At 38.0% G+C, this 14,047-nt stretch carries 12 protein-coding genes; 3 read left to right on the top strand and 9 right to left on the bottom strand.

Translation table 11 applies throughout. The annotated features are described in order from the left end of the window. Positions 1 to 134: 134 nt before the first annotated feature. From hppD to ACM0OT_RS04040, 8 genes are all read right to left on the bottom strand, one after another. A complete protein-coding gene (hppD, locus tag ACM0OT_RS04075; RefSeq protein ID WP_414562983.1) occupies positions 135 to 1,175 on the bottom strand; it encodes a 4-hydroxyphenylpyruvate dioxygenase in 1,041 nt (346 codons plus the stop codon). A gap of 111 nt (positions 1,176 to 1,286) precedes the next feature. Then, a complete protein-coding gene (locus tag ACM0OT_RS04070) occupies positions 1,287 to 2,321 on the bottom strand; it encodes an NYN domain-containing protein (protein WP_414563409.1) in 1,035 nt (344 codons plus the stop codon). A gap of 70 nt (positions 2,322 to 2,391) precedes the next feature. Continuing rightward, complete coding sequence (locus ACM0OT_RS04065; protein ID WP_414562981.1) at positions 2,392 to 3,177, bottom strand: phosphate ABC transporter ATP-binding protein; 786 nt, start codon at positions 3,175 to 3,177, stop codon at positions 2,392 to 2,394. 823 nt (positions 3,178 to 4,000) lie between these two features. Then, positions 4,001 to 4,780 (bottom strand): phosphate ABC transporter ATP-binding protein PstB, encoded by a 780-nt coding sequence (pstB, locus tag ACM0OT_RS04060; protein ID WP_414562979.1) that lies wholly within the window; start codon positions 4,778 to 4,780, stop codon positions 4,001 to 4,003. Between the two features lie 18 nt (positions 4,781 to 4,798). Beyond that, the gene (gene pstA / locus ACM0OT_RS04055; RefSeq protein ID WP_414562977.1) at positions 4,799 to 5,680 is read right to left on the bottom strand and encodes a phosphate ABC transporter permease PstA; all 882 of its coding nucleotides are present in this window, start codon (positions 5,678 to 5,680) and stop codon (positions 4,799 to 4,801) included. A gap of 54 nt (positions 5,681 to 5,734) precedes the next feature. Then, positions 5,735 to 6,736 (bottom strand): phosphate ABC transporter permease subunit PstC, encoded by a 1,002-nt coding sequence (pstC, locus tag ACM0OT_RS04050; protein ID WP_414562975.1) that lies wholly within the window; start codon positions 6,734 to 6,736, stop codon positions 5,735 to 5,737. Between the two features lie 145 nt (positions 6,737 to 6,881). After that, positions 6,882 to 7,931 carry a phosphate ABC transporter substrate-binding protein PstS gene (gene pstS, locus ACM0OT_RS04045; RefSeq protein ID WP_414562973.1) on the bottom strand — a complete coding sequence of 350 codons (1,050 nt, stop codon included), beginning with the start codon at positions 7,929 to 7,931 and terminating at the stop codon, positions 6,882 to 6,884. A gap of 215 nt (positions 7,932 to 8,146) precedes the next feature. Next, entirely contained in the window at positions 8,147 to 9,370 is a 1,224-nt protein-coding gene (locus ACM0OT_RS04040; RefSeq protein WP_414562971.1) for an RNA-guided endonuclease InsQ/TnpB family protein, read from the bottom strand. A 711-nt stretch (positions 9,371 to 10,081) separates the two neighbouring features. Here ACM0OT_RS04040 and ACM0OT_RS04035 point away from each other — a divergent pair. The 3 genes from ACM0OT_RS04035 (at position 10,082) to ACM0OT_RS04025 (ending at position 13,078) form a co-directional block, all read left to right on the top strand. Then, positions 10,082 to 11,590, top strand: coding sequence for a UbiD family decarboxylase (locus tag ACM0OT_RS04035; RefSeq protein ID WP_414562969.1), 1,509 nt, complete (start codon positions 10,082 to 10,084; stop codon positions 11,588 to 11,590). A gap of 47 nt (positions 11,591 to 11,637) precedes the next feature. Then, positions 11,638 to 12,084, top strand: coding sequence for an SH3 domain-containing protein (locus ACM0OT_RS04030; RefSeq protein ID WP_414562968.1), 447 nt, complete (start codon positions 11,638 to 11,640; stop codon positions 12,082 to 12,084). A 208-nt stretch (positions 12,085 to 12,292) separates the two neighbouring features. Next, positions 12,293 to 13,078 (top strand): DUF4058 family protein, encoded by a 786-nt coding sequence (locus ACM0OT_RS04025; RefSeq protein WP_414562966.1) that lies wholly within the window; start codon positions 12,293 to 12,295, stop codon positions 13,076 to 13,078. 140 nt (positions 13,079 to 13,218) lie between these two features. Here ACM0OT_RS04025 and ACM0OT_RS04020 read toward each other — a convergent pair whose 3' ends face one another. Next, positions 13,219 to 13,914, bottom strand: coding sequence for an SAM-dependent methyltransferase (locus tag ACM0OT_RS04020; protein WP_414562964.1), 696 nt, complete (start codon positions 13,912 to 13,914; stop codon positions 13,219 to 13,221). Positions 13,915 to 14,047 lie beyond the last annotated feature (133 nt).

The raw sequence follows: 14,047 nt of genomic DNA, 5'->3' as shown, positions 1-14,047 counted from the left end.
GAAAAATATTAATTTATATTGCAATTATCTACCTATTAAGGTTAATAATTCAATACATTTCAGTTGTGTTTGTTATGGGGACATAGCATGAAGCTATGCCACATTTAACTTAATAGCAATGGCAAGATGCCCCTTTACAAAAGCGTACCGCGTTTGATTTGTTCACTTTCGATGGCCTCAAATAAGGCGCGAAAATTGCCTTCCCCAAAACCTTGAGCTTGATAACGGCGCTCTATAAACTCAAAGAAAAAGGTCGGCTGTCCAAAAATCGGCTGGGTAAAAATTTGTAGTAACAATGCTTTTTGGGCATTTTCTTGCCAATCCACCAAGATTTCCTGTTGGGCGATCGCCTCAAGTTCTACCTCTGATAAAGGAAGTTGTGTTCGTTGTCTGAGTTGCGAGTAGTAGGTTTGGGGTACTGAGAGTAAAGACAGTCCACGGGCACGAAATTGAGCGATCGCGCTGATCAGATTTGTTGTCCGCAAGGCGATGTGTTGAATTCCCGAACCCCGATTGACATTAAGAAACTCCTGAATTTGGGAGTTGCGTGAAGCTGGTTCATTAATCGGTAACTGGACACTACCGTTACGGGAAACCATCACTTGGCTATATAAGGCAGAGCGATCTGTTTGAATTTTAAAACTTTGCTGGGGTTGAAAATCTAAAATTTTTTCATACCAAGCAACAGCAGACTCTAATTCTCCTACTGCGACGTTGAGTACTATGTGATCTATGGCAGTGAAAATACTCAGTGGAGAAGTAATAAAATTTTCATCATTTACTTGAGATCTTTCAATCAACGTATGAGTCAACCCACCCCAAGCCGTAATTTGGCCCCACTTGAAGAAAACATTACCTTTTTGCTGTTCCTGGATTGGTTGAATGACTTCAGCACCATGTATTTGAGCTAGTGCGATCGCTGCTTCCACATCTTCAATGACAAAGGCCACATCTGCAACCCCCGGTGGGTGTTGGTTCAGAAACTCAGCCACCGGACTTGTGGGTAATAAGGCTGAAGACAGAAAAAAGCAGACACCACCATTATTCACAACTTCTGTACAAGTGTGAATTGAATTAATATTACTATCTACTGCTGTAAACCCCAGGTGGTTTACAAACCAATCCCGCCAGACTCTGGCATCATCTACATAGAAATGAACGTGATCAATCTTCATAAATCCTGAGAATCCAGCACAACAGCTTACCTATCTGTAATTTTTGCCTTTTTTGCTAGATTATCAAGTCTTTACTCATTAATCATATACCAGTATGGATAGGCTGAGAACTTAAAGTAGAGAGATTTGCCATCCTTTTGTTGTTTGCTTCAGGTTAAAAGAATTACACGAGTGCAAAAATTTAAGAAAATTACCATGCAACTGTAAAGCTTTGATTTGCTCAGTTATCGGTTGGCCGTAGCGCTGATTAAATTCACTACCCAACAGGCCAATATAAATGTAGCTCTCCGGAGATTTTATCGTTAACTCATGGAGAATCATCTTCAGTGCTGTCTCTAAATCTGCTGAGGACTTAATGCTAGACAATAAGATAGATTTATTGGCACTGCTTAACGAAGTATCTTTTTTGTCATTTATAGGTAGTGACTGATTAAATTGAAATAAAGTTATGTATAATTCAGATCCTGTATCAACTTGGTGAATTGCAAAATCAGTCGGATAGGTAATAAAAAAATCTCTGGCTTTTTTACCAGGGAAATGATTAGTAACTACTTGACTGATAGTGAGACTATATTTAGTTTTAAAAACTTGAGAAATAGTAGAAAGTTTAACCCAATAAATTTGATTATGTTCTTGCTCTGCTTTGATTAACTGTTTAATTTGCTGAATAAATTGATTAATAGCAGGAATTTCAGGAAAAGAAGGTGGAAATTGTGTTATCTGTTTTCTTGTCAAGCTATTCAATACTATAAATACTTCACCTTGTTTGATAACTTGATAAACAATTAACCCATGTTGTTGAAGATGGTTGCATAGATTAGTCATCACCTTATCAGATGAACCAACTATAACTTCTTTAGCATGAGAGTAACGTTCATGAATTGAAGAACCCAGGGCTATCATTTTACCATCAGCATTGTCTTTACCTACAGGAACATGAATTAATTCATAGCCACGTTGATGTAATTCTAAATCTCGTTTACCCATACTGCACCAATTAGCAAAAGCAATTTTGACGTGCAAGGGATAGGTACAAACTGTGGTTAAAAATTTTTCCGTTTCTGTATCAATTTGTAGGTTTTCTGCATCTAGTAGAAGAAGAGCGATCGCTTGAGAAAAAAAAGAGGCTTTGTCATTGTCCGAGATGTGAATTTACAAATGTTATATCTGGGGACAAAACAATCTGATAACCGTGAAAATGCCTAAAGAAAACAGATCAACTCAGACGCGCAAAAATATAGTCACGGGTACGAGAATCAACAGGTGTGGTAAAAATTTTTTTAGTAGCACCAAATTCAACGATTTCACCAATGCGATTTTCGTTGTTTTGAAAAAAAGCTGTAAAGTCAGATAAACGAGTGACTTGTGGCAAATTGTGGCTAACAATTACCATTGTCAATTCTGAGCGCAAACGTAAACTTTGAATCAAACTTTCAACTTTGATACTGGCAGTGGTATCAAGGGCAAAACAAGGCTCATCCATCAGGATAATTTGTGGCTTGACTGCTAAAGCACGAGCAATACAAAGTCGCTGTTGTTGACCGCCAGAAAGATCTAAAGCTGATTTATACAATTTATTTTTCACTTCATCCCAGAGGTCAGCATCTTTAATGGCAGATTCTACAATTTCATCTAGTTCTGCTTTCGGACGCCACCCGACTATTTTCACTCCATAAGCTACATTATCATAAACACTCATAGGAAAAAGATTTGGCTTGGAGAACACCATACTAACTTGGCGACGTAGCCGATTTAAGTTGACCCGACGCTCATAAATATTTTGATTAAAAAATTCCACTCTACCTTCAACCCGCGCCTCAGCCTCTAATTCAACCATGCGATTGAGGCATTTCAAAAAAGTAGATTTTCCACAACCACTAGGTCCGATAATTGCAGTTACTTTACCCTGATAAATATCCATTGATATCCCTTCTAGTATCTTTTGGGTATTGTAATAAAAACTGAGATTTTTAATTTTGATGGCTGGAATTAATTTATTCATGCTAAAAAATTTGCAATAAATATTGACTAAACAAAGCAGATAAAATTAAATAATCCTGTTTCGTTATTTGTGAAGCCAATATGGTCTCGTCATGGTTCCGAGTGAAGTAAAACTAGATTCATTGATAGGTAACCAGCAGTATCTAGTAGATAGATATTTGCATCAAAATCAACTCTTATTTTGGCATGTATTAACTCAAGACAACTGCTCATGGAAAAGCTACATCAAGTTAAGATTCAGCAAGTAACACTCTAGAAATTCATGAATCATCTAATCGATTCGACTCAACATTATCAACTCATTACTTTAATTTGTTATGGCATTATCTCACACCCTGGGATTGCTATCAGGAGAATGTCAGCTTTATATGCTTTAACTTATAGTTGTTAGTAGATTTGCGGAGTGCCACCAAGTAGAGCAAGCCCTACATAAAGGCTACCTTTGTAGTCTAAACATTACTAGCCCAGATGTCGAGACATAGATATCTAGGACTCCTACTAAATTTTTAGGCGTTGCTGAATAAAGATATGAATTTGTTTCACGCAAAGGCGCAAAGGCGCAAAGTTACAAAGAAAAAGAAAGGTAATTTTGGCATTTCATATTCCAATTCAGCAACGCCAATTTTTAAGGTAATTTTAAGATTGTGTTTTGATCGCGGTTTAAATTAGATGAATTGCAAACAGAAATCATGACTCGCAGATGAATCTGGATGATATTTATATTAAAACCACTGCATAAAGGAAAAATTTACTGATAAATTAAAGAGTTAATAAATATTTGATGTGGGCAAATTTCTTTTCTTGGTAGCTATTGAAATAACTATTTAACCGAAAAGACCTGAAACATAGTCACGAGTGCGGGAATCTAGAGGGTTATGAAAAATTTGATTTGTGGCACCAAATTCAACCATTTGACCAATACGGCTCTCATCAGTGCTGAAAAAAGCTGTGAAGTCTGAAATACGGGTGGCTTGCTGCATATTGTGAGTAACAATGGCAATGGTCAATTCTGAGCGCAAGCTATGAATAAGTTCCTCAATTTTCATTGTGGCGATGGGGTCAAGGGCTGAACAAGGTTCATCCATGAGGAGAACTTTTGGTTTGACTGCTAAAGCACGAGCAATACACAGTCTTTGTTGTTGACCACCAGAAAGGCCTAAAGCCGATTTATTGAGCTTATCTTTGACTTCATCCCAGAGTGCGGCTTCTTTCAAGGCAGATTCTACTATTGCATCTAATTCTATCTGAGAACATTTGCCAGCTATTCTCATACCATAAGCAACATTTTCATAAATGCTCATGGAAAAAGGATTTGGTTTTTGAAACACCATGCCAATTTGGCGGCGTAGTCGATTTAAGTTGATGCGGGGGTCATAAATATTTTGACCAAAAAATTCTACACGTCCTTCTACTTTGACAGAACCTTCTAGTTCGCTAATTCGATTAAGGCTTTTAATAAATGTTGATTTACCACAACCACTAGGGCCAATTAACGCAGTTACTTTGTTTTGATAAATATCTAGTGAAATCTTTTCAATGGCTTTACTAGTGCTGTAGTAAAAGCTAAGATTTTTGACTTGAATTGCTGGAGTTAATGTATTCATTTTTAATAAACTTTGGTCTTATTTAATCTTTCTTTTACGAGTAACGAGGCGAGAGATAATACTGACAAATAAAACTAGGCTGAGTAGGACTATAGAAGTAGTCCAAACTAATTGGCTTTTTTGCGGGTCAGGATCATTGTAGAGGTTAAAAATTAATACTGGTAAAGAAGCAGTTGGACTAAGTAATCCTTCTGACCAATCTAGGCTGAACAAAGCTGTAAATATTAGGGGAGCCGTTTCACCAGCAGCGCGGGCAATAGCTAATAAAATACCTGTAGTAATTCCAGGTAGCGCCGCAGTAACTACAATGCGAAAAGTGGTTTGCAAGCGATTACCCCCTAAAGCTGCGGAGGCCAGGCGTTGGTCTATGGGAATTAGTTTTAAAGCTTCTTCGGTTGTGAGTACGATTACAGGTAGCATGATTGTAGCTAAAGCAAACCCACCTGCGATCGCACTAAATTTTTTGGTTAATAAAACTATCACACCGTAAGCAAATACGCCGACCACTATAGAAGGAACACCAGTGAGAACTGTGGTCACAAAGTGTACAAATTTAGCTACTGGGTTAGTCAGACCAAATTCTGCTAAAAATATACCCGTTAATATACCCACTGGCACACTTAATAGTGCCGCAATTGTCACAATTATTACTGTTCCTAAAATAGCATTGCCCAATCCAAAATCAATGACGGAGGTGACAAACATTTCTGGCTTCAAACCAGATATCCCCCGCACAAAAATTTCCCATAAAATCGATAATAAAGGAATTAATGCTAAAACTGTGAATGCAAAGGCGATCGCATTCATTAAATAAGTAAATAACTGCCTTTTTCTTGGTAGAGGGCTGAATAATTCTGATGCTAGAAATGTATTTATTGGGATATTTTTGTCAACATTCATACTTAGGAATAAAAATATTTAATTTACTTGAGAAATGCAATTATTGTTTTAGGTCTAGCTATGTTTTTTTCCTACCCATTGTATTAAGAACACAGCCGTTATATTTACAGCTAAAGTGACTCCAAATAAAACCAGTCCCAAATAAGTTAAAGCGCCGATATGCAATCCCGGTTCAGCTTCGGCAAATTCATTAGCAATGACAGATGGTATGGTGTAAGCCGGATCTAATAAAGAAGCACTAATTTGAGCCGAATTACCAATTACCATAGTTACAGCCATTGTTTCGCCCAAAGCTCGTCCTAAGGCTAGCATTGCAGCACTAACAATTCCAGAAAATCCCGCAGGTAGCAATACCCGAAAAATAGTTTCCCAACGAGTGCTACCCAAAGCCATAGAAGCACTACGTAATTCTTTAGGAATTGCTAATAATACATCACGACTAATGGCCGCCATTGTTGGCAAAATCATAATAGCAAGGATGATTCCTGCTGTTAACATATTTGTCCCAAAGGGTTCTATGGTATTAAATATCGGTATCCATCCAAAGTATTTAGCTATAAACTTTTGTAATGGTTCAATAACTGGAATAAAAATAAAAATACCCCACAAACCAACAATGACACTAGGAATTGCGGCAATTAACTGAACTACAAATGCTAAAGTTGTTTGTACAGAAAATGGTAAGAAATTTTCACTGGTTACCAATGCTATTGCTAAACCTATAGGAAGAGCAAATAAAATAGCGATCGCACTACTCACCAGAGTTCCATAAATATAAGGTAAAGCACCAAAAATCTGGTTTCCCGTGTCCCAATCTTGCTCCCACAAAAACCGAATACCAAACTTAATAATAGCTGGTTTAGCTTCCACAAAAATTACCCAACTCATTACAAATAATAGGGCTACGGTAATCGCTGCAAATGTATAGACAAGCCATGTAAATCCTTGGTCAAACCAACCTTTTATGCCGTCATTAGCTATCAATTGCAGATTTTCATTTTTTAATTTTGGTGGAAGTGATGAATTGTTATTGGCTGGATTAGATGAATTTGTCATGTTAATTCAACAAAAATCTTTAACAAAAAAGGGTCTAGAGACTATACAAGAAAGAGGTTTTACACTCTCATTTTTTGGCTATATTCTAAGTAAGAAGAATATTTTCTGATACTTAGTCCCTAGTCCCTTTTTTCAGGATAATTAATTATGGTTTAACAGTGTTATTTACAGTTTGTAGAACCCGATTTACTACTGCGGGGGGAATTGTTGTGTAATTAAGGTCGCCATTTAATTTTTGTCCATCTGTTAACACCCAATTAATCCACTTCTTAACAGCATCAGCTTTAGCAGCATTAGGATACTGTCGATAAACCATCATCCAAGTCAAACCAACGATAGGATAACCTTGCGCTGGATCTTCGACAAAAGTACGATAGTTATCTGGAAAACTCACAGATGCTAAAGCTGTGTTTGCAGACTGCAAAGAAGGAGCAACAAATTCTCCGGTTTTGTTTTGAATCAGTGCTGATTTTATTTTGTTTTGAGTAGCGTAGGAATATTCTACATAACCAATAGCGCCAGGAGTACGAGAAACTAAAGCAGCTACACCTGGGTTACCCTTACCACTAAGCACATTAGGTAAATTCCATTTAGGAGCAGTACCAGTTCCCACTCTACCCTTGAAATAAGAGCTAATTGAACTCAAATGGTTGGTAAAAATAAAAGTTGTACCGCTACCGTCAGCACGAACAGCAAATCTAATTGGTTGATTAGGTAGATTTACACCAGGATTATCAGCTTTAATTTTAGGATCATTCCAGTTAGTAATTTGACCAGAAAAAATTGCTGGCAAAGTAGTCCTAGATAATCTGAGGTTGTTAACACCTGGTAGATTATAAACTACAGAAACGGCACCACCTGCTGTGGGTACTAAAATTACACCATTCTTGACTTTACCCATGTCACTGTCTGTCATAGCAGCATCACTACCACCAAAGTCAACTGTTCCAGCTATCGTTTGCCGAATACCACCACCACTACCAATTCCTTGGTAGTTAATTCTCATATCTGGATATTTTTTTCTTACTTCACGCGCATATTTTTCATATAAAGGAGCCGGAAAAGTTGCTCCTGCACCATTAAGAGCTTGAGCTTGAGCTTGAGCAGGTGCTGTAACAATAGAACCAAACGTAACAGCAGTCGTGACTACTGAAGTCGTAATTAATCGCTGCAAAATCGTGGTTGAAAAAATCATAATTCCTCGTATTTTAGGAGTGTGTCTTGTCTTATTCACAACCTTCAATAAGGTAATTTATGCAATATTAAATTTTGTTTAAGCTTTAATTAATACGGGATTAAACTTATTTTTTGCACCTAAAATAGCAGAAAAATATTATTAAGGGATAAAAATTAACTCTTTTTGACATCCTCTCCCGCTAAATGCAAGCATTGTAGCGGGAGATTCCAACATCACTGCTGGATTTTCCTCTTTCTACGAGATGATTTATTTGCAGAAGTTGCCTTCTCCAAACAGGGATCAAACTCTCCAGAGGCGTAGGGAATTTCCGTCTGCCCAACGGTATTTTTTACTAATTCTAATCCTCGATTGAGGATGTTGATGGCTGCGTTAATATCGCGGCAATTCGTGTATCCACAAGCAGGACATATATGAGTTCTCATGCTCAATGTTTTCTGCACTGGATGCCCACAATTTGAACAATTAATTGTCGTATTGTGTGGAGGCACAGCAACAATTGTTCTGCCATATACTTTGCCAAAATACTCTAACCATTGGGTGAAAATACTCCAACTCGCATCTGAAATAGATTTCGCTAGTTTGTGATTTTTCACCATATTCTTCACCTGCAAGTTCTCATACGCCACGATGTCTGCCGACTTCACTACGCATTGGGCTAATTTCACGCACCAATCTTGACGCTGACGTTGTACTTTCAGGTGTTTTCTTCCTAATCTAATTCGTGCTTTGGCACGATTTTTAGATTTCTTGGCACAACGAGATAATCTTCGTTGTGCCTTTTTTAATGCTCTTTCAGATTTGCGTAAATACCTGGGATTATTTATCTTTTTACCATCAGAATCAGTGTAGAAAGAGGTGAGTCCTAAATCAATACCAATGGTTTTACTCGTTGGTGTTAATTCTTCTTTTCGCTCATGGTCGATGCAAAATTGGATATATATCCCATCTACACGACGCACTATTCTTACTCTTTTTATCTGTTTTATCTGATAGTAATTCAGGTCACGGGTTCCCCTAAGCTTGATTTTTCCAATCTCAAATCCATCTGTAAAGGTAATGTATTGGCGACACTCTGAAAGTGACCAACCACTTTGCTTATATTCTACAGATAGCCTAGTTTGGAATCGTCTAAACCTGGGGAATCCTTTCTTCCCTGGTATCTTCTTTTTACAATTATCAAAGAACCTTGATATTGCTGACCATGTTCTTTCTGCCATTGCCTGTCTTGCCGTTGAGTTGAGTTTTTTAACCCACGGAAAGTCAGGGTTGTCGGCTAGAACTTTGGTGTATTTATTCAAGTCGTAACCAGTTTTTGCATGACCATTTATCCAGTAGCGCAAGGAAGAATTTCTAACAAAAAGAGCAGTCCTTAAGGCTTCATTTACCTTAAGTGACTGCTCTTTTGTTGTTTCTGCTTTTGCTTCGTAAACTATCATTCTTTTGTCTGGTTACTGTTAATTAGAGTATCATTGTTTTGTCAAAAACTCAACTACCCTGCTAGAATCATTTCGTGTCACAAAATATCTTCTAACAGGGTGTTTCGTTTTTAACCGCTATTCATGAGGCAGTGCGGTCTTGGGGGTTTCCCCCATGAGCAACTGCCGTCTCCCGTTAAATGCTGGCGCATTGTAACGGGAGTCTTCTAGCTTAATTCAGATAAAATTATGATGATGCCCAGCAAAAATTACAGATTAAAGTTACTCTTGTTAGAGAATTTGAAGTAAAATTAAAAGTCTCTAAATACCAGTTTTTGAAGGTGATTAACACCATAATATATGTCTTATAACTTGCATTAAATTTATCTGGCACAAAATAAAACCAGCAGGGATCACATTACAAGACCACCTGCCAGGAAGATATCGTATATTCTCGCCATGTTTGATGAGGGTAGTGCTTATTTGTCACAAATAATGCCTATCCTTGAATACAATAGCTGAGTTGTAGCTACTTGGGGTTAAGGAAAGCTCTATAGTGGGTTAATTTACCGTTAAAGTTAAATGAGTATCCGGGGAGTTGGAAGAGAATTTTTTGTGCTTCTTGAATTTTATCAGGGACGGTAAGCTGGCTGTGGCAGCCTAGTTGTGACTAATAATGAATAAGATAAGAGAATGCTTTACATTTCTTAAATATTCCAATTTATTAGCACAATGGCAAGAGACTTACGAGGATTCATCAAAATTCTGGAAGAAAAAGGGCAATTAAAGAGAATTTCAGCTTTAGTTGACCCAGAGTTAGAAATTGCGGAAATTTCCAACCGAATGCTGCAACAAGGTGGGCCAGGGTTACTCTTTGAGAACGTCAAAGGTGCATCGTTCCCGGTGGCTATAAATTTGATGGGAACCGTGGAGAGGATATGCTGGGCGATGAATATGCAGCATCCAGAGGAGTTGGAGACTTTGGGGAAAAAATTGAGTATGCTGCAACAACCAAAACCGCCCAAAAAGATTTCCCAGGCCATAGACTTTGGCAAAGTGCTGTTTGATGTGGTAAAGGCGAAACCAGGACGAGACTTTTTCCCGGCTTGTCAGCAGGTGGTAATTCAAGGCAGTGATTTAGATTTAAATAAATTGCCCTTGATACGTCCTTACATAAATGATGCTGGCAAGATTATCACCCTGGGATTGGTAATTACCAAAGATTGTGAGACAGGTACGCCCAATGTGGGTGTGTATCGCTTACAACTGCAATCTCAAAATACCATGACCGTTCACTGGTTATCTGTGCGGGGTGGGGCGAGACATTTACGCAAAGCTGCGGAACGGGGTAAAAAATTAGAAGTAGCGATCGCACTGGGTGTAGATCCTTTAATTATCATGGCAGCAGCTACACCCATCCCTGTAGATTTATCAGAATGGTTGTTTGCGGGGCTTTATGGTGGTTCGGGTGTGCAGTTAGCCAAGTGTAAAACTGTTGATTTGGAAGTTCCCGCCGATTCCGAATTTGTTTTAGAAGGGACAATTACACCAGGGGAAGTCTTACCAGATGGGCCCTTTGGTGACCACATGGGTTATTACGGCGGCGTGGAAGATTCACCATTGGTGCGTTTTCAATGTATGACCCACCGCAAAGATCCAATTTACTTAACAACATTTAGCGGTCGTCCACCCAAAGAAGAAGCGATGATGGCGATCGCACTCAATCGCATTTACACTCCAATTCTGCGCCAACAAGTATCTGAAATTGTCGATTTCTTCTTACCAATGGAAGCTTTAAGTTACAAAGCAGCAATTATTTCCATTGATAAAGCCTATCCAGGACAAGCGCGAAGAGCTGCTTTGGCATTTTGGAGTGCTTTACCACAATTTACTTACACTAAGTTCGTGATTGTTGTGGATAAAGATATAAATATTCGTGATCCGCGTCAAGTGGTGTGGGCCATTAGTTCCAAAGTTGACCCCACAAGAGATGTGTTTATTTTGCCCAACACACCTTTTGATACCTTAGATTTTGCTAGTGAAAAAATTGGTTTAGGTGGACGCATGGGCATAGATGCTACCACGAAGATTCCACCAGAAACTGATCACGAATGGGGTGCGCCTCTAGAGTCAGATCCAGATATAGCCAACATGGTAGACAGACGCTGGGCAGAATATGGTTTAGCGGATTTAAACTTAGGGGAGGTTGATCCGAATTTGTTCGGTTACGATATGCGGTAGAAATTCGATACCAGCAATAATGCTGGTGTCCAACTACCAGATAAACCATGAAAAAAACCATAACAAAACCTTCATTTCCACTAGTGACGGGCTTCACACTGAGTTGTCTGAGTGTATTTATTCATAGTGGTGTGATTAATCAAGTAGTTTTTGCCCAATCTTCTTTAGAAGCGTGTGATATTCTAGCCTACGTCATCGATCCAGATCCCCAAGGTCTCAATGTGCGGAATGGTGCAAGTGCCAAAAATAAAATTCTGGGTCAAATAATCATCAACGAAACATTGCAAATTGTTGCTACGGTTGGTAATTGGGTACAGATTACCAATGTGAGTAATGGTTTTCAAGGAACTGGTTGGGTGTTTGCACCAAAGTTAGGCATATCAACTCGCGGGTATGGTAATAACGGCGTGGAACTTTATAGCAGTAGCAATCTCGAAAGTCCAAAAATTGCCAAAGTTCCGGCTAATGCCAATGTTACCTTGTTAAGCTGTTGAGGAGATTGGGCGCGGATAGAATATGAAGGTGTGAAAGGTTGGTTAGCAAGGGAAGATCAATGTGGTGCAGCCTTAACCACTTGTTAGTGAAATTTTTCTAGTGTCACTAGTCAAGAGGATTTGCAGTTGGGAAAAGCTGACTCAAACTTGTTTAGCTACGATGTAAGGTAGTATTCCATATTTCGCCATTCATTTTGAGGTGTTGTGTATGCCTTCTCCATTTCCAGGAATGAACCCCTATTTAGAACATCCTGATTTATGGCTTGGGGTACATCACTGGCTAATTATTGAAATTGCCAGATTTTTATCTCCCCAACTGCGTCCTAAATATCGCGTCGCTGTAGAAGTGCGAATGTATGAATCTAGCGGTGAAAATGCTTTGCTTGTCGGGATTCCTGATGTGACAGTAAAGCATTTGTCAAGTGCAACAGATCCAAAAATGTCAAATGTGGCGGTTGCAGACCCAAGTACACAACCTGTAAAGGTCAAAATTCCTACACCTGAAATTATCAAAGAAGGTTATTTAGAGGTCCGAGAGGTAGGAACTGAGGAAGTTGTGACGACTATTGAAATTCTTTCTCCTACTAATAAACGTACAGGTAAAGGTAGGCAAATGTATGAAGAAAAACGTCAGCATGTATTAGGAAGTAGAAGTAATTTAGTGGAAATTGATTTATTACGGATTGGGGAACCAATGTCTTTTTTTGACAATAATATTGAGAGCCACTATAGAATTTTAGTATGTCGTGGCAATACCCGTCCTTATGCAGACTTATATGCTTTTAATTTACAAGATGTGATTCCCACGTTTTCGCTGCCTTTGCGTGTTGGTGATAGTGAACCAGTTATAGATTTGCAGACATTGTTGAATGGGGTATATGATATTTCTGGTTATGATTTGGTCATAGATTATAGTCAAGAAGCAATACCAGCATTGTCAGAAGTGGATGCAGCTTGGGTAGATAGACTATTGCATGAACAAGAATTACGGTAATTCAAGTTTTTCACATCCATTATGGTTCATCTTCCAGGTGTGATGCCTTCTCTGTAAGATGCTTGGCGAAGAGCAAGCGTAGCTATCCTACTCCTAAACAATGACTAAAAAAACTGAATAATTAGCCCTATAGTTTTATTTTATAAACTCATCATTACCTGGGCTAATTCATTAGATAAATTGATGGCCGATTCTTGGTATTTTCTAAAAAGAACGCCAGCTAAAAAATAATAATCTCCAGAATAAAATGCCATTTTCTTTTTTCGTAGGCTTTCTATGTATTTTTTTACTTTTGGTTCTGAACTATAATATCCAAACTTCAAAGGTAAAACCATGAAATTTTGGACAAAATAGTTATTCTCTTGGGCTTTTTTAAGCGTACTTAGAGGATTAGAAAAGCTAGATAATAAAACAAATACATTTTTATAATCTAGTGATAAAAGCTTGTTGGTAATAGTGGCTCCATCTATACCTCCAAATAACAAAGGCATATAAATATCTGGATCTGGTGCCGGAATATAAGGTGGATTTGCTACAAGATATTCGGCTTCGGGTTTAGAAGAATTAAATAAACATGCATTAGAGATAATGTATTTATCAGCCAGATTATATTCATCAATTGTAGAATTAGCAACTTTCCATGCAGATGTATTTAATTCAAATCCATGTACTACGGCATCAAACTTATTTTTCAGCATTGAGTTAATAATAGGGCTACCGTCTCCTGAGCCAAACTCAACAATAGACTCAGACTTGTGGCAATCTCTGAAAACAAAAGTTTCTAAGCAGTTTGAGTAAAAATTAGATTCTTCAGGGCAAAAAAAGATGTCTTTCATTTGATTAAAAATTTACGTAGAGTGAAATTAGTGTCACTTGTTTTAAGGCAATAAAAAACATTCAAGTCAGAAACTAACAGGTTAATAATGCACCAATAAATAAAGTTGGGAAATCTACTTTATTTGTACACAA

Origin of the sequence: Anabaena sp. CCY 9613 (genome assembly GCF_963920895.1) — a bacterium.
Lineage (GTDB): Bacteria > Cyanobacteriota > Cyanobacteriia > Cyanobacteriales > Nostocaceae > Cyanocohniella.
The sequence above is the reverse complement of the archived record's forward strand: the minus strand, read 5'-3'. Positions and strand labels throughout refer to the sequence as shown.